Here is a 17,154-nt window from a genome sequence, read left to right on the forward strand (position 1 = left end):
AGCGTGCGCTACGCATGCCGGCACCGAGCGTTAGCGAGGGGCAGGCATGAGTAGCACCCACACCCTGAGTGTCCTCGTGGAGGACAAGCCGGGCGTGTTGGCGCGGGTGGCGAGTCTGTTCTCGCGCCGCGGGTTCAACATCGAGTCGCTCGCGGTCGGCGGCACCGAGATCCCCGAGATCTCGCGCATGACGATCGTCGTGACGGTCGAGGACCTGCCGCTCGAGCAGGTCACCAAGCAGCTCAACAAGCTGGTGAACGTCATCAAGATCGTCGAGCAGGACGCCGACGCGTCGGTCGCGCGCGAGCTGATCCTGGTCAAGGTGCGCGCCGACGCGAGCGTGCGCACCCAGGTGATCGAGGCCGTGCAGTTGTTCCGCGCCAAGGTGATCGACGTCTCGCCGGACGCGCTGACCATCGAGGCGACCGGAACCCGGTCCAAGCTGGACGCACTGCTGCGCATGCTCGAGCCGTACGGTATCCGCGAGATCGTGCAGTCGGGCGTGGTCGCTGTCGGCCGCGGCCCCAAGTCCATTACGGCCACCCGCTAGGGTGGTCGCGATCGACGGTCGGTGTTGGTCCCCGCGCGCACGCGGAGATGAGCCCCGTCCCAGTACAAGCGCAAGATGCGCACATCGTTTCCCCGCATCGGCGGGGATGATCCGAAGGGAACCAATCAAGTGGCAGTCGAGATGTTCTACGACGACGACGCCGACCTGTCGATCATCCAGGGCCGCAAGGTCGCTGTCATCGGCTACGGCAGCCAGGGTCACGCGCACTCGCTGAGCCTGCGCGACTCCGGCGTGGACGTCCGCGTCGGTCTCGCTGAGGGTTCGAAGTCTCGGGTGAAGGCCGAAGAGGCTGGTCTGACCGTCGGCACCCCGGCCGAGGTCTCCGAGTGGGCCGACGTGATCATGGTGCTGGCGCCCGACACCGCGCAGGCGTCCATCTTCACCAACGACATCGAGCCGAACCTGAAGGACGGCGACGCGCTGTTCTTCGGCCACGGCCTGAACATCCACTTCGGCCTGATCAAGCCCCCGGCCGACGTCACCATCGGCATGGTCGCGCCGAAGGGCCCCGGCCACCTGGTGCGCCGCCAGTTCGTCGACGGCAAGGGCGTTCCCGCGCTCATCGCCATCGACCAGGACCCGAAGGGCGAGGGCCAGGCGCTGGCGCTGTCCTACGCCAAGGGCATCGGCGGCACCCGCGCGGGCGTCATCAAGACCACCTTCAAGGAAGAGACCGAGACCGACCTGTTCGGTGAGCAGGCCGTGCTGTGCGGTGGCACCGAGGAACTGGTGAAGACCGGTTTCGAGGTCATGGTCGAGGCCGGTTACGCGCCGGAGATGGCCTACTTCGAGGTGCTGCACGAGCTGAAGCTGATCGTCGACCTGATGTACGAGGGCGGCATCGCGCGGATGAACTACTCGGTGTCCGACACCGCGGAGTTCGGTGGCTACCTGTCGGGTCCGCGCGTCATCGACGCCGACACGAAGGAGCGGATGAAGGCGATCCTGAAGGACATCCAGGACGGCACCTTCGTCAAGCGCCTCGTCGCGAACGTCGAGGGCGGTAACAAGGAGCTCGAGGGTCTGCGCAAGAAGAACGCCGAGCACCCGATCGAGGTCACCGGCGCCAAGCTGCGCGGCCTGATGAGCTGGGTCGACCGGCCGATCACCGAGACCGCGTAAGCGTCGTCGCACAAAACGGCCCGGCACCCGAGGGGTGCCGGGCCGTTGCGTTTCTAGCTGCTGCCGAAGGAGCCGCGCGGCCAGCCCCAGAGACCGTTGCCGTGCCAGCCGTTGCCGGGCCAGCCGTCGCAGCGATCCCACTGGTTCCAACTGTTCCAGTCGTTGTCCCAGAAATCCCAGCCCCAGTTCCCGTGGCAATCCCTCGGGTGGTGGTGGCGGACCTCGGTGATGGTGGGGGCGCCCGGCTCGGCCGATGCGGGTACCGCCAAGGCGGCCAACGGTATTGCGGCGACCGCGCCCGCGACGGCCACTCGGGCCAGCATGCGTCCGGTCGCGGACTTGCGTGTGGTGGACAACGTGAATCCTTTCACTCTGCGGCGAACCGCTCGTTCGCCATCCCTCGCGGGGATCCGTTCGCCTGAGCTGGGCGAACAGGTCTGGATAGGACGTGCCGTCGTCGTCGCGGGAACGCGACCCCCGGACATACCGTCGCGTCGGCGACCGCACGCCTACACTCTGCACCACTCGAGCCGAAAGGTCACTGGGCGTTCGGCATTCGCGAACAATTTTCAGTCTGAAGTACTACGCCGATAGGGGGATACCCTGAGGGCGAAGCCGGGGTTGCGCCCGGACCGGACGGGCGCAGGCGTTGGGGCGCGATCTCATCCATCGTTGAGGTATGGCCGGACATTCGGCGGGCTGTCCAGCCGCCGAATCCCGCTGTCGCCAGGTGGCAATTCTCGAGCAATTGCGAGTGGCTGGATGGTGTGCGCGACTGCCTTTCGAACGCGCCGCCGGATCGAGTGAACCTTGCCACCCCGTTCACGGCCCATCACACTGGGCAAATGACGACCTCGTCCGCCGCTGTCCCCGGGTCGGCCGCCGCCTCGCTCGGACGCGCGGCGCGCAAACGGGTCTCGCGTTCCGCGCTCGGCGCCTGGCGAGTTCCGTCCGACCGCATCGATCCGGTTACCATCCTGGAACGCCAGGCCGCCACCCGAGTCCCGGAGCTCGTTCCGATCCGCTACGCGCGGATGGCCGCGGGGCCGTTTCCGTTTCTGCGCGGCGCGCCCGCCATCATGGCCGCCGACCTCGCCGCGTCGGCCAGCACCGAGCTGACCGTGCAGCTGTGCGGTGACGCGCACCTGTCGAACTTCGGCCTGTTCGCTTCGCCGGAGCGCTCGCTGGTGTTCGACCTCAACGACTTCGACGAAACACTGCCCGGTCCGTTCGAGTGGGACGTGCGGCGCTTGGCCGCCAGCGTCGCGGTAGCCGCGCGCGAGAACTTCGGCGCCGACACCGACGCCGAGCGGGCCGTAATCGCCGCGTCCCGCGGCTACCGCGACTCGATGCGCCGACTGGCCCGGCTCGACGGGATGACGGTCTGGTACGAGCGAATCGACGCCGACGAGGTCGCGGCGTTGATGCGTAAACCCAAGCGGCGCAAGGGCGTCGAACGGGCCCTCGATGCCGCCCGCGCCCGCACCAGCTTGCAGGCGTTGGCCAAGCTCACCGAGCCCGACGCCGACGGCAACCCGCGCATCCGGCACCGTCCGCCTCTGGTCACGCCATTGGCGGAGCAGGAGGCGAACGCTGTCTCGGCGGTGTTCGCCGACTACCGTCGCAGCCTGCCGGAGGAGCGCCGTGTCTTGTTGGACCGGCACCGGCTGGTCGATGTCGCACGGAAGGTGGTGGGCGTCGGCAGCGTCGGCACCCGATGCTTCATCGTCCTGCTCGCCGACCGCGACACAGCGGGACCGCTGTTCCTCCAGGTCAAAGAGGCCGAAGAGTCCGTGCTGAGCCCGCACCTCGCGCCGAGCCGGTTCCAGCACCAAGGTCACCGGGTGGTGCACGGCCAGCGACTCACGCAGGCCGCCAGCGACATCTTCCTCGGCTGGGCCACCGGCCCCGAGGGACGGCACTACTACTGGCGCCAGCTGCGAGACATGAAGGGCTCCGCGTTGCTCGAGAACATGTCCCGCCCGGTGCTCACCGCCTACGCCAGGCTCTGCGGGCAGAGCCTGGCGCGCGCCCACGCCCGCTCCGGCGACCGCGTCGCCATCGCCGCCTACCTCGGCGCCGGTGACGCGTTCGACCGCGCGATGGTGGACTTCGCCCTCGCGTACGCGGATCAGACCCTCGACGACCACAAGGCGTTGCTCGCGGCGATCGAAAGCGGACGCGTGCGCGCCGCCGAGCCGGGGGCGTGAAACGGGACCGCGCGTCCGAGCTCCGCCGGGGCGCGAACAAACCGATAGACTGGATCAATGACCGACGGAACGCCAGCTCAGCGCCTGCGTCGTGCGTTGGAGATGTCCCAATTCGGCCTCGAGATGTACCGCGCTCGCATGCGACGCACCTTTCCGGACGCTTCCGAGAGCGAGCTCGAGAAGAAGGTTCACGAGTGGCTCCTGTCTCGCCCCGGCGCCCCCCTCGGTGACGCGCTCGGTCACTCGTCCACTCGCTTCGCGTGAACCCGCTCGAGGCGGCACTGCGCCGCGCGGCAACCGATCTCGACAAGTTCGGCTACCGCTGGGCACTCGTCGGCGGCTTCGCGGTTTCTGCCCGTTCGATTCCCCGGTTCACTCACGACATCGACTTGGCCGTCGCGGTTGCGGACGACAACGCGGCGGAATCCTTGGTGCGGCACTTGTTCGACTGCGGCTACTTCATGAACGCCTCGGTCGAACACGACAATGGCCGCCTGGCGACGATCCGCTTGCGGCGTTCGTTCGACGGGGTGCCAATTCTGGTCGATCTGCTGTTCGCGAGCTCGGGGATCGAATCGGAGATCGTCTCCGCCGCCGAAGAACTGGAGATCGTCGCAGACCTTGTTCTCCCGGTGGCAACGACCGGGCATCTGATCGCGTTGAAGCTCCTTGCTCGTGATGACCGCACCCGTCCACAGGACCTCGCCGACCTTCATGGTTTGCTTTCTGCGGCAACCGAGGACGACGTGCGGGAAGCGCGGGCCGCGGTGCATCTGATCACGGAACGCGGATTTCATCGAGATCGAGATCTAGAATCCGGCCTCGATTCGCTCATCGCGGCTCGTTGATCAGCCGATCCATCACGCCGAGCAGTTGCTACGGCGGCTCCGCACGGGTGCCGACCGGCCCATAACTACCACGTAGACTTGCTACCGATGAGTAAGTTCTTTGAATCGGTCGATGAAGTGAGCCAGCGATTGACCGACGCGGGCTACCTTCCGTCGCTGGACATCGCCACGGCCGTGTTCCTCGCCGGGCACCTCGGCAAGCCGCTGCTGATCGAGGGTCCGGCGGGCGTCGGCAAGACCGAGCTGGCCAAGGCCGTCGCCGCGGCGACCGAGGCGGAGCTGATCCGCCTGCAGTGCTACGAGGGCATCGACGAGGCGCGCGCCCTCTACGAGTGGAACCACGCCAAGCAGCTGCTGCGCATCACCGCCGCCGACAGCGCGGACTGGAACCGGACCCGCGATCACGTCTTCACCGAGGAGTTCCTGCTCGACCGCCCGCTACTGGCCGCCATCCGCAACCCCGACCCCACCGTGCTGCTCATCGACGAACTCGACAAGGCCGATGTCGAGCTGGAGGGCCTGCTGCTCGAGGTGCTCGGCGACTTCCAGGTCAGCATCCCCGAACTCGGCACCGTCACCGCGGTCCGCAAGCCGTTCGTCATCGTCACCTCCAACGCCAACCGGGATTTATCCGAGGCGCTCAAGCGGCGCTGCCTGTACCTGCACATCGACTATCCGACGGCCGAGCTCGAGCGCGCGATCGTTCGAATGAAGGTGCCGGAGTTGGACGAGGCGCTGGGGGAGCCGGTGGTGCGGGTGGTCGGCGCGCTGCGTGAGCTGCCGCTGCGCAAGGCGCCGTCGATCGCCGAGACCGTCGATTGGGCGAAGACGCTCGTGGCGCTGGGGGCGCGGAATCTGACCAACGGCGTGGTGCGGTCGACGCTCGGTGTGCTGCTCAAATACCAAGCGGACCATCGGATCGCGGTCGAGCGGCTGGCGTTGTCGGAACCGGAGAGCGACCGGCGATGAACGGGCTCGGTTCGAACGAGACGCTCACCGACCGTCTCGTCGACTTCGTCGGCCTCCTCCGCGAGCACGGAATCCACGCGGGCCCCAGCGAAACCGTCGACGCCGCGTCGGCGATCGTCGCCCTCGGCGTCGAGAACCGCGAACTCCTGCGCTCCGGCCTGGCCGCCTGCCTGCTGCGCCGCAACGGCCAACGCGCCGTCTTCGACCAGCTCTTCGACCTCTATTTCCTGACCGCCGAACGGCCGACGCCCGCAACGATTCCCGAGTCCGTCGAGACGCTGCGCGAACGTCTCGCCGCCGCGCTGGCCGCCGACGATCAGGCCGCGCTCGCCGAACTCGCGAGCCAATCCCTCACCGAGCTGGGCGGTTACGGCGGGGCGGGCGGCGCGGGCCAATCGTCCCAGCCCGTCACGACCGCGTCCGGCGCGGGCTGGTCCTCGTACCAGACCATGAAAGCCCTTCGCCCGGAAGAACTTCTGGACCGCGTCGTGGCGAGCATGGGCGGCGCGGGCGAACTCGATTCCGCCGTCCGAACCATCGAGGCCCAACGCAGGCTGCGCTCGTTCCGCACTGCCGTCCAAACCCAGGCCCGACTCCGCTCGGCCGACCTGCGCGGCACCGATTACATCGCCCGCCGTGGCGTCGAAACGGCAACGGACCGAATCGATTTCCTCGGCGCCCGCGAACAAGATCTCGCCGAAATGCGCCGCCTCGTGAACCCATTGGCCCGCAAACTCGCCACCCGCCTCGCCGCCCGCCGCCGCAAGGCCGTCCGCGGCCAGATCGACATGCGCCGCACCCTGCGCCGCTCCATGGCCACCGGCGGCGTCCCCGTCGACCCGGTGCTGCGCGCCCGCAAACACGGCCGCCCCGACCTCGTCGTCCTCGCCGACCTCTCCGGCTCCGTCACCGGTTTCGCCGAATTCACCCTGCAACTCGTGCAGGCGCTGCAAGACCAATTCAGCAAGGTCCGCAGCTTCGGCTTCATCGACACCTGCGACGAGATCACCGGCTTCTTCACCCCCGGCGAACCACCACTCCCCGGCCTTTCCACCCGAATCATCCGCGAGGCCAACGTCTCCCGCTTCGGCAGCAGCAACTACGGCGAAGCCCTCCGCACCTTCGCCGACACCCACCTCGACGCCCTCGGCCCCCGCACCTCCCTGCTCATCCTCGGCGACGCCCGCACCAACCGCACCGACCCCAACCTCCCTGCCCTGCAAGCGATGACCGACCGAGCCAAACACGCCCACTGGCTCAACCCCGAACCCGCCCGCTCCTGGTCCACGGGAGACTCCGCCGCGCTGACCTACGCGGAGCACGTCACCATGCACGAATGCCGCAACGTGCGCCAGCTGACAGAAGTGATCAGCCGCCTTCTGCCTGCGTAAGGGTTTCAACCATGCTCGCCCCGCCGTGCACCGTGGGGCGTTCTCGTGTCTGCCTGGCCGTGTCGGATAGCGAGGCTATTGTGAAACTCGGTTCAGAGGTCGCCACCGCAGCGGCAGGCTGGTTGGGGAGGTTCAATCGATGGCTCGAATCCGCGAGATAGTGCCGAGTACGCAACGGATCCGACCACACAAGGTCGAAGACGCGGTCACCTGTCAGTACAAGGTGATTACCGACGAATCCGATGGAACGAAGCTGGTCCACCTCTCGACTTTCGGATCCGACCAGCGCGAATCGTCCCCGAAGAGCAGCCAATCCCTCCAGCTCACCCTCGAGAATGCGGCGGCACTGATGAATATCCTCAGTACCGCTTTCGGCTTCTCATGGCGTACACAGCCGGCTGGCGCGGCCGATGAGTCGCCCGCCGAAATCCCGGACGCGACGAAGGAGCTCGCGGCCAGCCTGTATGTGTCGAAGGAATGGCTACAGGAGTGCGTGGATTTGCTACGCGATCGACCACAGCTGATCTTCTACGGTCCGCCTGGTACGGGTAAGACCTATTTGGCCAAGGCGATCTCGCGGCATCTCTCCCGGCCGGAGAACATCAGGATCGTCCAGTTCCACCCCTCGTACTCGTACGAGGATTTCTTCGAGGGGTTTCGGCCCACCCAATCGGTCGACGGCCAACTCGGCTACCACCTTCACTGGGGACCTTTGCGGCTGCTCGCGAAGGAGGCCAGGAACAATCCAGGTCAGATCTACACGCTCATCGTCGACGAGATAAATCGCGGCAACCTGGCGAAGATCTTCGGCGAGCTGTACTACCTGCTCGAGTATCGGAACGAGAGCATCGACCTGCTCTACTCCGACAAGGTGGAGACGTTCCGGCTTCCACCAAACGTCGTCATCCTCGGAACGATGAACTCCGCGGACAGATCCATCGCGTTGCTGGATTCCGCCATGCGCCGGCGCTTCTCCTTTGTCCTTCTGCATCCCTCGGAGGAACCAACCAAGAGCATGCTGCGCAAATGGTTGGACGAACAAAACCGCGACCACGAGCCCGCCGATGTTCTCGACGTGCTGAATTCGATGATCGAGGACCATGAGTTCAAGATCGGTCCCTCGTACTTCATGCGAGCGAGCACGGCCACCAAGGTCGGTATGGACATCGCTTGGCGGACCTCCATCCTCCCGTCCCTGGAGGAGCATCACTACGGCGACCCGAACGTGGACGTCCACGATCGCTACGCGCTCGACGCGATCCGTGAGCGCCTCGCGGACCGGCGAGAGTGAGCCCCATCCCGATGACCGATCCAGTCGATCTCGTCGAAGTCGGGAAGGCGCGGCCGATCGCCTTGACGGAGGACGAACACGCGTCCCTAGACAAGCTGAAGATCGCGACGATCACCAAGGCGGTCGGCCGAGGCAACTTCACCATCAAGCCCGGTCAGAAGGTCGGCTCGGTCAAAGTTGGATCCGTCCAGATCAATGTGCGTCCCAAGGTGACCGAGATCAACAGACTGTTGTTCCTCATCGGCTACTGCTCGAATCCCGCGGTCTGGCGTGACGAGGCCGTCCATCTCGAGCGGGCCGATGGGCTGTTTCCGGCCGTCGCCGAGTCGTTCACCCGCCTGGCCTCCCGAGCAATCGAAGGGGGTCTCCTGCAGGGTTATCGGACGCGAACCGATCGGCTCCAACTAGTCCGCGGTCGGGTCCGGATCGGCGAACAGGTCACGAAGAACTTCGGCCGTCCGCTGCCGATCGCTGTCGAGTACGACGATTTCACCACCGACATCCCAGAGAACCGACTCATCTTGCTGGCCACGCTGCGGCTTCTGTCGTTGTCCGATATCAGTGGTGGCGCCCGGGGGAAACTCCTGCAGATCCGCCAGGCGCTCGAGGACATTACCGTTGTGCCGCCGGTCAAGGGGCTGCCAGCATGGCAACCCACGCGCCTGAACGGCCGGTATCACGACGCGCTGCGGCTTTCCGATGTGATCATGCGGAACGGCTCCTTCGAACAGGGTGTGTCGAATCTACGCGTCACGGGGTTCCTGTTCGACATGTGGCGCATCTTCGAGGACTTCGTGACCTCGGCGCTGAGTGTGGCGATGCGCCGGATCGGTGGTCACGGGCTGCCTCAGGCGAAGCTGTGGCTGGACACTGGTTCGAAGATCGAGATGCGGCCGGATCTCGTTTGGTGTCAGAACGACGAGCACGTCGCCGTCGTGGACGCCAAGTACAAAGCAATACGGCCGAAGAGCATTCCGGACGCCGATATCTATCAACTGTTCGCCTATTGCGTGACGCTCGGCCTCTCGGAAGGACACCTCGTGTACGCGAAGGGCAACGAACCGGTGCGCACCCATGCGATCGTCAACTGCGGAGTGACCATCCACTGTCACGCCTTGGACCTCAGTCAGACCCCGGCGCGGTTGCTCGAAAGCGTTGACGCGCTGGCTCATTTCATCCTGCGGCATTCGAAGCCAGCGCGGCAGACATGAGTTACTCCCTGCCGGAGCACTGGTGACCCGCTGCACCGCTTGGTGGCTGTCGGCAGACACTGGTGTGAGTGTCTGACGGTGCGACGTCGAGCCAGCCCGCATTACCGCGGCCGCAGATGTACCGGCCGCCTGGCGGATTCGCGTACACTTCCCTGAGTGCTGCGCGGGCGGCAGGCGAGGCATTGGCGAGATTGTCGTCGCGAGCGCGCGTCCAGTCGGTCCATGTCCATCCGGCTCCTGCATCGACGCGGTACTCGGCAACCGATCTCGGGGATCCGTCGACGAAAACCTGTATCTCGGTGAGCCCGTCAGGATCGCGGGCTACTACGACTTCGATTGCCGGTGCTGTAACGGTTGGGGTGAAGTCGATCTCGGACGGATCTGCCGACTCATCCAACGGCGGCTGGGCTGGGTCGAATCCACGACCGGTTCGGGCGAGCGCGTCGGCACCCAAACGAACGACTTGACCCAAGGTCTCCAAATCCAGTGAGAGCTCGAACTCGCTTCCGTGTGAGGGTCCGAAGCTCAGCGTTACGGCGTCGCTGTCGTCGTCGCCGGATGCGACTCGTACCTCGCAACCCCGTTGTGTAGCAACCGAACTGCCGATGACCAGACGTTCGAACATGTCATCCCCTTTGACTCGTTTGATCGTGGCTGCTCGAAGTCGACCGCTTGCCTCCCGCCTGGCCGTCCTGCCGCCTATGTGATCATAGACGAGATATATCTGAAGTATCCTGCGATTAGAGAACTGATATATCTAGCCACGACAGCTGCTCGGTTCAAGTTCTTGTCGAAGTCCGATGAGGGGAGTCCGGTGTCTGATCCCGGTACACGGTCCGATCCGTTCGCGCTGCGCTTCTTGATCGGGCACGATCTGCGCGTCGCCCGTGAGCGCGCCGACAAAACCCAGACGGAGGCGGCGAAGCTGCTCGGATGCGCGCAATCACGCATCAACGCCTTGGAGACGGCGAAGGTGCAACAGCAACCGGACGATGTCGATCGACTTCTGACGTTCTATGGCGTCGAGGTCGCCTACCGTGATCGAGTCACGTCGCTGGCGGGACGCGCCGACCAGACGATCTGGTGGGCACCGTTTCGAGACGTCCTACCGGGTTGGTTCAAAACCTTTGTCGGACTGGAAGGTCTCGCCAGCCGCGCCTTTACCTACGAGCCGCAGTTGTTGCCTGGACAGCTACAGACTGCCGAGTACGCGACCGCATTGCTCGACGGTCACCTGCGCGTTCCGCCGATCGACGTTCCGCAGGTCGTGCAGGCACGGATGGCTCGGCAACGCCTGACGGATGTGGATCGGCCGCTGCGTCTTCGCGCAGTGATCGAGGAGTGCGTGCTCGACCGCGTGGTCGGCGGTCCTTCGGTCATGCGCGCACAGCTCGAGCACTTGGTCGATCTGATCAGCCTCGACAATGTCGAGCTACATGTGATGCCGGTGACCGTGACGGTGCACGACGGACTGGATGGTGACTTCATGCTGCTCGACTTCGACCAAGCTCAGTCGATCGGATACATCGAATATCCAGCTGGCGCCTTGTATGTGCAGGAAGCAGGGCAAGTCGACGAGTATAGGATGATCGCCGACCGGCTCTGCGAAGCGGCGCTCTCGGAGACGGACTCGGCTGATCTCATCCGGGACCGCATCGCGAGGCTTGCACGCGTGCGTTAGGAGTACCGCTTGACCATCGACGACCGCCTTGCATGGCGAACCTCGAGTTACAGCGGCGCTGGTGAGAATTGTGTGGAAGTCGCACCGGCAGAAGGCAGCGTCCATCTACGGCACAGCAAACGGCCTGCCGATGGCACCATCGTTTTCGACGCTGCCGCCTGGAGCAGATTCGTCCACGAGGTCCAGGAGCTGGCGGGCGACGCCAATGGCGTTGTCGCCGTTGAGGTCCGCGGCGATACAACCCTGGTCCGATCGTTGTCGGGGCGGGAGTTGCTCAGCTTCGACGAGGGCGAATGGTCCGCTTTTCGGGCAGGAGCGCGCGATGGCGAGTTCGATTTCGCGGATGGCGTCGCGTCTAGCTGAAGCGCGAGGTTTCAACGCGCCGGGTGTTCGAACTGCCAGGCCGCCAACGCCAGCACTGCGATCCCGACAACCAACGTCACCAACCCACTCGTCATCAACCGCACCGTGATTCGGCGAAGCCGCTCCCACCGCCAGGAGGCCCACACCGCGGCACCAGGCAGATGGCTCCGAACAGGACGGGGACTGCTCTTGGGTTCACGCTTGCTGTTGGGCGCGAACGGTTTCACGGTCCAGGCTGGTCGCCGTGGTCGCCGACGCTGCGGTGCGGGGCCAGGTCCAGGCGTACCGCACGATGAGGGCGAGCAGGATCAATTCCAATACGATGCCGAGGCCGTAGAAGTACAGCCAGGACTCGCCCATCGCGTTGAACGCCGTGACGGGGACGTAGAGCGAGGCCACGATGAGGTTGGTGATGCGGTTCGCCCGGGCGGGCAGCGTCATCGACAGCACGACCATGAAGATCGGGATGGCCATGAGGGTCAGCGCCGTGGTCGAAAAGGTCTGGGAGAGGTCGAACTCGAAGACCTTGCCGTCGAGGATGTCTTCGATGACGCCGGGCGTGAAGAAGTTGAGAATGTCCACGTAGGCGTATAGGAACATGAAGCTTGTCCACGTCGCGGCGAGCTTGGCTCTCACCGGCATCGGCTGGTCTTCCAGTGTGGCGGTGGTGGGTTGACCTGTTCTCATCATGGGCTCCGTTGTTGTGGTGAGGATCGGTAGGTCTACGATCGCCGAGCCCGGCGGCGGGCGCCTCGGCCCGGAGACTGGAGTTCGCCTGGCCGACGGCATGGTCTCTCTCTCGTACTTTCGGCGGGTACGCCGAGGCGCGCCGATCCCTAGGCTGGAGCCGTGGTCACTTTCCGGCGCCCCATCTGGCATGAGCCGCGGCCTGCTGACTCCCCACCCATCGGTCGGCTCGACTGGCTGCTGGTGGGGGTGTTCGCGGCCGCCGCCTTGGTCGAGGGCATCGCTCGGCCGGACTTGGCCTGGCGACCCCTTGTGATGGTGCTCGCCCTGGCGCTGATGCCTGCCCTGCTCTGGCGGCGGGGTCGCCCCCTGCTGGCCGCCCTGGTCGGATGGGGTGTCGCGGGGCTGCTCTCGGTCCTCCAGCTGACTGCCCACGCCGGGGACATCGGCCTCTACTCCATGATGGCCGTCCTGATCCTGCTCTACTCCCTGGTGCGGTGGGGCTCGGGCCGGGAGATGGTCTTGGGGACGGCGTTCGTGACGGTCGTCGTCGCGCTGGGGATGTACGTCTCCTCCGCGGGCTGGGCCGACGTTTTCGGCGGGAGCGTCCTGTTGCTGTTGTTCGTCGCCCTCGCGGCGGTGTTCCGCTACCGCGCGGACCTCTGGCATCGCCAACAGCGCGAGATCCGCAATCGGGAGCGGGTGGGGCTGGCTCGCGAGCTGCACGACACCGTGGCCCACCACGTCTCGGCCATCGCGGTGCAGGCGCAGGCCGGTGGCGTGGTTGCCGGCACCGAGCCTGAGAAAGCTGCCGAGATCCTGGCCGCGATCGAGTCCGAAGCGTCGCGAACCCTGGCGGAGATGAGATCCATGGTGCGGCTGCTGCGTGAGGAGGAAGCCGTCGCCTACTCACCGCAGCTGGGTGTCGCGGACCTGCCTGCTCTGGCGCGCGCCGACGCGACGCCCACCGTCGAGGTCTCGCTGGACGGTTCGTTGACCCGGCTGGCACGACCCGTGGATGCCGCGCTCTACCGGCTCGCGCAGGAGTCGCTGACCAACGCAGTACGGCACGCCCGGAGCGCGACCCGCGTCGGGATCGACGTACGCCGGGAGGGCGACGCCGTCAGGCTGCGTGTCAGCGACGATGGACAGACCGAGCCGGGGCCAGCCCCGGAGCCCGGGTTCGGCCTGCTGGGCATGACCGAACGCGCCCAGCTCCTCGGCGGATCGCTCTCCGCGGGGCCGAGGCCCGAGGGTGGCTGGGTGGTCGAGGCCGTGCTGCCGGTGGAGACTCTGGCATGAGCATCCGTGTTGTCGTAGCCGACGACCAGGACTTGGTCCGGACCGGGCTGGTGATGATCCTCGGCGCGCAACCCGACCTCGAGGTCGTGGGGCAGGCAGCAGACGGGCTCGCAGCGCTCGACCTGGCGACCCGGCTGCGTCCCGATGTCCTCCTCGTCGACATCCGGATGCCCGGGCTCGACGGCGTCGAGGTGACGCGGCGCCTGGCCGGGCCAGGCGTGACCGACCCGATGGCGGTCGTCGTGATCACCACCTTCGACCTCGATGAGTACGTCCTCGGTGCCCTACGCGCCGGCGCCAGCGGCTTCCTACTCAAAGACGCCGGGCCGGAGCTCCTCGTGCAGGCTATCCACGCGGCGGCCAAGGGGGACGCGCTGATCGCGCCCAACGTCACCCGTCGGCTGCTGGCGACCTTCGCCGACCAGGCGCCGGTGGCACCGGTTCAGCCCATCGACCCGCTCACCGAGCGCGAGAAGGAGGTGCTCGCGCTGGTGGCACGGGGCCGGACCAACGCCGAGATCGCCGCCGAACTCTTCGTCGGCCTGAGCACGGTCAAGACCCACGTCGCATCGTTGATGACCAAGCTCGGCGCCCGCAACCGCGTCGAGATCGCGATGTGGGCATACGACACCAGACGCGTGAGAGCCGATTAGTGGGTACAGATCGCAGCGTAGGCCCGTGCGGTTCGGTAGCCCAGCTATGAGTGCGGCCGGTCGTGGTTGTTCGGGTTCGGCGAGAAGCCTTTTCAGGGTGAAGTTTTCGCGTTCGAGGTCCTGTAGCAGCGGTCGCCGTCATGCGGGAAGTGGACAGGGACGTGAGGCTCGTCAACGCGCCGGGTGTTTGAACTGCCAGGCCGCCAACCCCAGCACTGCGATCCCGACAATCAACGTCACCAACCCACTCGTCATCAACCGCACCGTGATTCGGCGCAGCCGCTCATGCCTCTGGCGGTTCTCGAAGAACTTGTCGGTGGGCATGGTGTCGCCGATGAAGCAGGATTCGGAGGATTTGATGGCGCGGGTGGCGAGGGAGTCGGTGATGCCGCCTGCGGTGAGGGTGAGGAGGGCGGTGGCGATGCAGGTGATGGAGACGGTGGTGAGCGCGACGTCGAGCATGGGACCCCCGGTGTTCCGGGCCCGCCGGTGGGCGGCGGGCGGTTGTCCTGGTGGCACCAGTTTGGCGGTGGGGTCCGACATATTCGGCTGACGTATCGGTCGTGTGCCTGGGGGTGGAGGTCTCCGTTCGTAATGGGCAGCGGGCTCAGCGGCGTACTTCGGTGAGTGTGACCGGGCGGCGCTCGGCGCGGGAGAGTTCGCAGGCTTCCGCGATGTAGAAGGCTTCGAGGGCGTCGGCCCCTGTGCACGGGCTGGGCGTGGTTCCGGTGGCGACGGCGACGAAGGTGGTGAGTTCCTCGGTGTAGGCGCGGCGGAATCGCTCCATGAAGCCGGGGTAGGCGGGGTAGGGGGAGGCGGGGTGGTCGGGTTCGACGGAGTGGAGCGGGGCGCGGTCGTCGAGGCCGACGATGGCGTTGCCTCGGGAGCCGAGCACCTCGAGGCGGACGTCGTAGCCCGCGCCGTTGTAGCGGCCGAGGTTGACGGTCGCGAGGGTGCCGTCGTCGACGGTGAGTACGGCGGCGGCGGTGTCGATATCGCCTGCGGCGGTGATGAACTCGTCGCCGCGGTTCGCGCCGCGGGCATAGACCTCGGTGACTTCGCGGCCGGTGACCCAGCGGATGATGTCGAAATCGTGGACGCCGCAATCGCGGAACAGGCCGCCGGAGCGCGGGATGTAGTCGGCGGGCGGCGGCGCCGGGTCCAGCGTGGTGGCCCGCAGGGTGTGCAGCCAGCCGAGTTCGCCGCTGGCGACTGCTGCCCGGGCGGCGCGGTAGCCTGCGTCGAAGCGTCGTTGGAAGCCGATTTGCACGGGAACGGCGCTGGCGCGCACACGGTCCAGCACGGCTAGCGTGCCGTCGATGTCGGCGGCGACCGGCTTTTCGCAGAAGACCGGGATGCCGCGGTCGACGGCGGCTTCGATCAGGGCGGGGTGGGAGTCGGTCGCGGTGGCGATGACGAGCCCGGTGAGGTCGGAGGCGAGGAGCGACTCGATATCCCCAACGGCCTCGACGCCGAGTTTGGCCGCGGCGGCGTGCGCGCGGGTGGTGTCGATGTCGGCGACGACAACGCGATCGACACCCGGGAGTCCGTGCAGGGTTTCGGCGTGCGCCGTGCCTATGCGGCCGACGCCCGCGAGGCCTAATGTGACGGTGCTGCTCATCGATCCTCCTCGGTAGGAAAACGATTGCGTGCCTGGCGTTTCAGCGGAGCGCGGCGGTGGTGCCGCGGACGACGAGCTCGGGTTCGAGTCTGCGGCGGACGGGGTCGGTGCGCTCGCCGCGCAGACGTTCGGCGAGCGCTTCCACGGCCAGCTCCCCGATACGGACGCGCGGCTGGTCGATGGTGGTGAGCGCGATGTGGCGCAGCGCGGCGAGCGAGGTGTTGTCGTAGCCGACGACCGAGACGTCGTCCGGCACGCGCAGTCCGGCTTCCTCGAGCGCCGACATGGCGCCGACCGCGTTGAAGTCGTTGCCGCACACCAGCGCGGTGGGAAAGTCGCCGGGGGAGAAGATCTTCAGCAACTTGCGCACCCCGGCGATGCCCGCCGAGTCGGTGTGCTCGCTGGAGATCACCATCGGTTCCAGGCCGTGTCGCGCCATCGCGGTGCGGTAGCCGCGGCGACGGGCGGCCGCGGAGAACGCGGCGCCGCCGTCGAGGTGCACGATTCGACTGTGGCCCAACGAGACCAGATGATCGACGGCCAGTGCCGCACCCAGCTCGCCGTCATCGTTGACGGTGTCGACGCCCGCGATCGTGGAGCCGCGCGAGACCAGCACGACCGGAACCTGCTGCGCCGCTTGGCGAATCGCCGCGGCGGGCAGGACGGGCGAGAGCAGGATGATCCCGCCGGGCCGGAACGACAGCAGGCTCTCCAGCGCGGTGCGCTCGCGGGCGGCGCTGCGGCGGCCGGTGTTCAGGATCAGTTCGAGCCCGGACCGCTGCGCGGCGGCGTCCATTCCCTCCACCACGTCGGCGAAGAAGGTGTTGCGCAGATCCGAGACGAGGACGCCCACGATATTGGAGGTCCGGCTGGCCAGCGATCTGGCCATGATGTGCGGCTGATAGCCCAGCTCGCGCGCGGCCTCCAGCACGGCGCGGCGCCGGTGCGCGCTGACCTTGGGCGAATCCCGCATGACGAGGGAGACCAGCGCACGAGAGACGCCCGCCCGGGCGGCGACGTCCTCCATCGTCGGTCGCGCCATCTCGCCTCCCTCCGCCGTTCCAGGGTCGGCTCGCCGAACTCGCCGTCGGCTGCCGGATCGGACGTTACACGGGCTCCTCCGCGCCAGCAATAGAGCGCTCTAATCGGACATTGCCAGGCGGTCGCTCCGCGCGCTTTTGCCGTGCCGGGCAAAGAAATACGAGGTCGAGGCCAGGAAACGCGCGGGAGTCGC

Annotated in this window: 19 protein-coding genes; 13 read left to right on the top strand and 6 right to left on the bottom strand. The window is 66.7% G+C overall.

Going from position 1 to position 17,154, the window contains the following annotated elements:
* Positions 1-46: 46 nt before the first annotated feature.
* On the top strand, positions 47-550 hold the full coding sequence (ilvN, locus tag ABZV58_RS06810; protein ID WP_067781857.1) for an acetolactate synthase small subunit: 504 nt from the start codon (positions 47-49) through the stop codon (positions 548-550).
* A 141-nt stretch (positions 551-691) separates the two neighbouring features.
* Positions 692-1,693 (top strand): ketol-acid reductoisomerase, encoded by a 1,002-nt coding sequence (ilvC, locus tag ABZV58_RS06815; protein ID WP_354999834.1) that lies wholly within the window; start codon positions 692-694, stop codon positions 1,691-1,693.
* 53 nt (positions 1,694-1,746) lie between these two features.
* Here the strand turns inward: ilvC and ABZV58_RS06820 are convergent, their stop codons facing one another.
* Positions 1,747-2,049: a hypothetical protein gene (locus ABZV58_RS06820; protein WP_354999226.1), complete on the bottom strand. Its 303-nt coding sequence runs from the start codon at positions 2,047-2,049 to the stop codon at positions 1,747-1,749.
* Positions 2,050-2,538: 489 nt separating this feature from the next.
* On the opposite strand from ABZV58_RS06820, the gene ABZV58_RS06825 reads away from it, so the two are divergent.
* The 7 genes from ABZV58_RS06825 (at position 2,539) to ABZV58_RS06855 (ending at position 9,613) form a co-directional block, all read left to right on the top strand.
* A complete protein-coding gene (locus ABZV58_RS06825; RefSeq protein WP_354999227.1) occupies positions 2,539-3,903 on the top strand; it encodes a DUF2252 domain-containing protein in 1,365 nt (454 codons plus the stop codon).
* A 57-nt stretch (positions 3,904-3,960) separates the two neighbouring features.
* On the top strand, positions 3,961-4,167 hold the full coding sequence (locus ABZV58_RS06830; protein ID WP_354999228.1) for a hypothetical protein: 207 nt from the start codon (positions 3,961-3,963) through the stop codon (positions 4,165-4,167).
* A complete protein-coding gene (locus tag ABZV58_RS06835) occupies positions 4,164-4,751 on the top strand; it encodes a nucleotidyl transferase AbiEii/AbiGii toxin family protein (protein ID WP_354999229.1) in 588 nt (195 codons plus the stop codon). The genes ABZV58_RS06830 and ABZV58_RS06835 overlap by 4 nt, the downstream gene beginning before the upstream one ends.
* An 87-nt stretch (positions 4,752-4,838) precedes the next feature.
* Positions 4,839-5,720 carry a MoxR family ATPase gene (locus ABZV58_RS06840; protein ID WP_354999230.1) on the top strand — a complete coding sequence of 294 codons (882 nt, stop codon included), beginning with the start codon at positions 4,839-4,841 and terminating at the stop codon, positions 5,718-5,720.
* On the top strand, positions 5,717-7,111 hold the full coding sequence (locus ABZV58_RS06845; RefSeq protein ID WP_354999231.1) for a VWA domain-containing protein: 1,395 nt from the start codon (positions 5,717-5,719) through the stop codon (positions 7,109-7,111). The genes ABZV58_RS06840 and ABZV58_RS06845 overlap by 4 nt, the downstream gene beginning before the upstream one ends.
* Before the next feature lie 139 nt (positions 7,112-7,250).
* A complete protein-coding gene (locus ABZV58_RS06850) occupies positions 7,251-8,402 on the top strand; it encodes an AAA family ATPase (RefSeq protein ID WP_354999232.1) in 1,152 nt (383 codons plus the stop codon).
* Between the two features lie 11 nt (positions 8,403-8,413).
* A complete protein-coding gene (locus ABZV58_RS06855; protein ID WP_354999233.1) occupies positions 8,414-9,613 on the top strand; it encodes a restriction endonuclease in 1,200 nt (399 codons plus the stop codon).
* Between the two features lies 1 nt (position 9,614).
* Here ABZV58_RS06855 and ABZV58_RS06860 read toward each other — a convergent pair whose 3' ends face one another.
* On the bottom strand, positions 9,615-10,238 hold the full coding sequence (locus tag ABZV58_RS06860; protein WP_354999234.1) for a hypothetical protein: 624 nt from the start codon (positions 10,236-10,238) through the stop codon (positions 9,615-9,617).
* A 189-nt stretch (positions 10,239-10,427) separates the two neighbouring features.
* On the opposite strand from ABZV58_RS06860, the gene ABZV58_RS06865 reads away from it, so the two are divergent.
* Both ABZV58_RS06865 and ABZV58_RS06870 read left to right on the top strand, forming a co-directional pair.
* A complete protein-coding gene (locus tag ABZV58_RS06865; protein ID WP_354999235.1) occupies positions 10,428-11,294 on the top strand; it encodes a helix-turn-helix transcriptional regulator in 867 nt (288 codons plus the stop codon).
* Between the two features lie 9 nt (positions 11,295-11,303).
* Positions 11,304-11,657 carry a DUF397 domain-containing protein gene (locus ABZV58_RS06870; protein WP_354999236.1) on the top strand — a complete coding sequence of 118 codons (354 nt, stop codon included), beginning with the start codon at positions 11,304-11,306 and terminating at the stop codon, positions 11,655-11,657.
* A gap of 195 nt (positions 11,658-11,852) precedes the next feature.
* Here ABZV58_RS06870 and ABZV58_RS06875 read toward each other — a convergent pair whose 3' ends face one another.
* The gene (locus ABZV58_RS06875; protein WP_354999237.1) at positions 11,853-12,344 is read right to left on the bottom strand and encodes a DUF6326 family protein; all 492 of its coding nucleotides are present in this window, start codon (positions 12,342-12,344) and stop codon (positions 11,853-11,855) included.
* 162 nt (positions 12,345-12,506) lie between these two features.
* Here ABZV58_RS06875 and ABZV58_RS06880 point away from each other — a divergent pair, with 162 nt between their 5' ends.
* The gene (locus ABZV58_RS06880) at positions 12,507-13,646 is read left to right on the top strand and encodes a sensor histidine kinase (protein ID WP_354999238.1); all 1,140 of its coding nucleotides are present in this window, start codon (positions 12,507-12,509) and stop codon (positions 13,644-13,646) included.
* Positions 13,643-14,299 carry a response regulator transcription factor gene (locus tag ABZV58_RS06885; RefSeq protein ID WP_354999239.1) on the top strand — a complete coding sequence of 219 codons (657 nt, stop codon included), beginning with the start codon at positions 13,643-13,645 and terminating at the stop codon, positions 14,297-14,299. The genes ABZV58_RS06880 and ABZV58_RS06885 overlap by 4 nt, the downstream gene beginning before the upstream one ends.
* A 171-nt stretch (positions 14,300-14,470) precedes the next feature.
* Here the strand turns inward: ABZV58_RS06885 and ABZV58_RS06890 are convergent, their stop codons facing one another.
* The 3 genes from ABZV58_RS06890 to ABZV58_RS06900 form a co-directional block, all read right to left on the bottom strand.
* Positions 14,471-14,761, bottom strand: coding sequence for a hypothetical protein (locus ABZV58_RS06890; protein ID WP_354999240.1), 291 nt, complete (start codon positions 14,759-14,761; stop codon positions 14,471-14,473).
* A 145-nt stretch (positions 14,762-14,906) separates the two neighbouring features.
* The gene (locus ABZV58_RS06895; protein WP_354999241.1) at positions 14,907-15,920 is read right to left on the bottom strand and encodes a Gfo/Idh/MocA family oxidoreductase; all 1,014 of its coding nucleotides are present in this window, start codon (positions 15,918-15,920) and stop codon (positions 14,907-14,909) included.
* Positions 15,921-15,960: 40 nt separating this feature from the next.
* Positions 15,961-16,962 carry a LacI family DNA-binding transcriptional regulator gene (locus tag ABZV58_RS06900; RefSeq protein ID WP_354999242.1) on the bottom strand — a complete coding sequence of 334 codons (1,002 nt, stop codon included), beginning with the start codon at positions 16,960-16,962 and terminating at the stop codon, positions 15,961-15,963.
* Between the last annotated feature and the right edge of the window lie 192 nt (positions 16,963-17,154).

It is taken from the genome of Nocardia sp. NPDC004654 (genome assembly GCF_040609595.1).
Taxonomy (GTDB): domain Bacteria; phylum Actinomycetota; class Actinomycetes; order Mycobacteriales; family Mycobacteriaceae; genus Nocardia.

Bases quoted from the DNA above. Each gene is read 5' to 3' on its own strand.
- ilvN (WP_067781857.1), top strand. From the start codon at position 47: ATGAGTAGCACCCACACCCTGAGTGTCCTCGTGGAGGACAAGCCGGGC.
- ilvC (WP_354999834.1), top strand. From the start codon at position 692: ATGTTCTACGACGACGACGCCGACCTGTCGATCATCCAGGGCCGCAAG.
- ABZV58_RS06825 (WP_354999227.1), top strand. From the start codon at position 2,539: ATGACGACCTCGTCCGCCGCTGTCCCCGGGTCGGCCGCCGCCTCGCTC.
- ABZV58_RS06830 (WP_354999228.1), top strand. From the start codon at position 3,961: ATGACCGACGGAACGCCAGCTCAGCGCCTGCGTCGTGCGTTGGAGATG.
- ABZV58_RS06840 (WP_354999230.1), top strand. From the start codon at position 4,839: ATGAGTAAGTTCTTTGAATCGGTCGATGAAGTGAGCCAGCGATTGACC.
- ABZV58_RS06845 (WP_354999231.1), top strand. From the start codon at position 5,717: ATGAACGGGCTCGGTTCGAACGAGACGCTCACCGACCGTCTCGTCGAC.
- ABZV58_RS06850 (WP_354999232.1), top strand. From the start codon at position 7,251: ATGGCTCGAATCCGCGAGATAGTGCCGAGTACGCAACGGATCCGACCA.
- ABZV58_RS06855 (WP_354999233.1), top strand. From the start codon at position 8,414: ATGACCGATCCAGTCGATCTCGTCGAAGTCGGGAAGGCGCGGCCGATC.
- ABZV58_RS06860 (WP_354999234.1), bottom strand. From the start codon at position 10,238: ATGTTCGAACGTCTGGTCATCGGCAGTTCGGTTGCTACACAACGGGGT.
- ABZV58_RS06875 (WP_354999237.1), bottom strand. From the start codon at position 12,344: ATGAGAACAGGTCAACCCACCACCGCCACACTGGAAGACCAGCCGATG.
- ABZV58_RS06885 (WP_354999239.1), top strand. From the start codon at position 13,643: ATGAGCATCCGTGTTGTCGTAGCCGACGACCAGGACTTGGTCCGGACC.
- ABZV58_RS06890 (WP_354999240.1), bottom strand. From the start codon at position 14,761: ATGCTCGACGTCGCGCTCACCACCGTCTCCATCACCTGCATCGCCACC.
- ABZV58_RS06895 (WP_354999241.1), bottom strand. From the start codon at position 15,920: ATGAGCAGCACCGTCACATTAGGCCTCGCGGGCGTCGGCCGCATAGGC.
- ABZV58_RS06900 (WP_354999242.1), bottom strand. From the start codon at position 16,962: ATGGCGCGACCGACGATGGAGGACGTCGCCGCCCGGGCGGGCGTCTCT.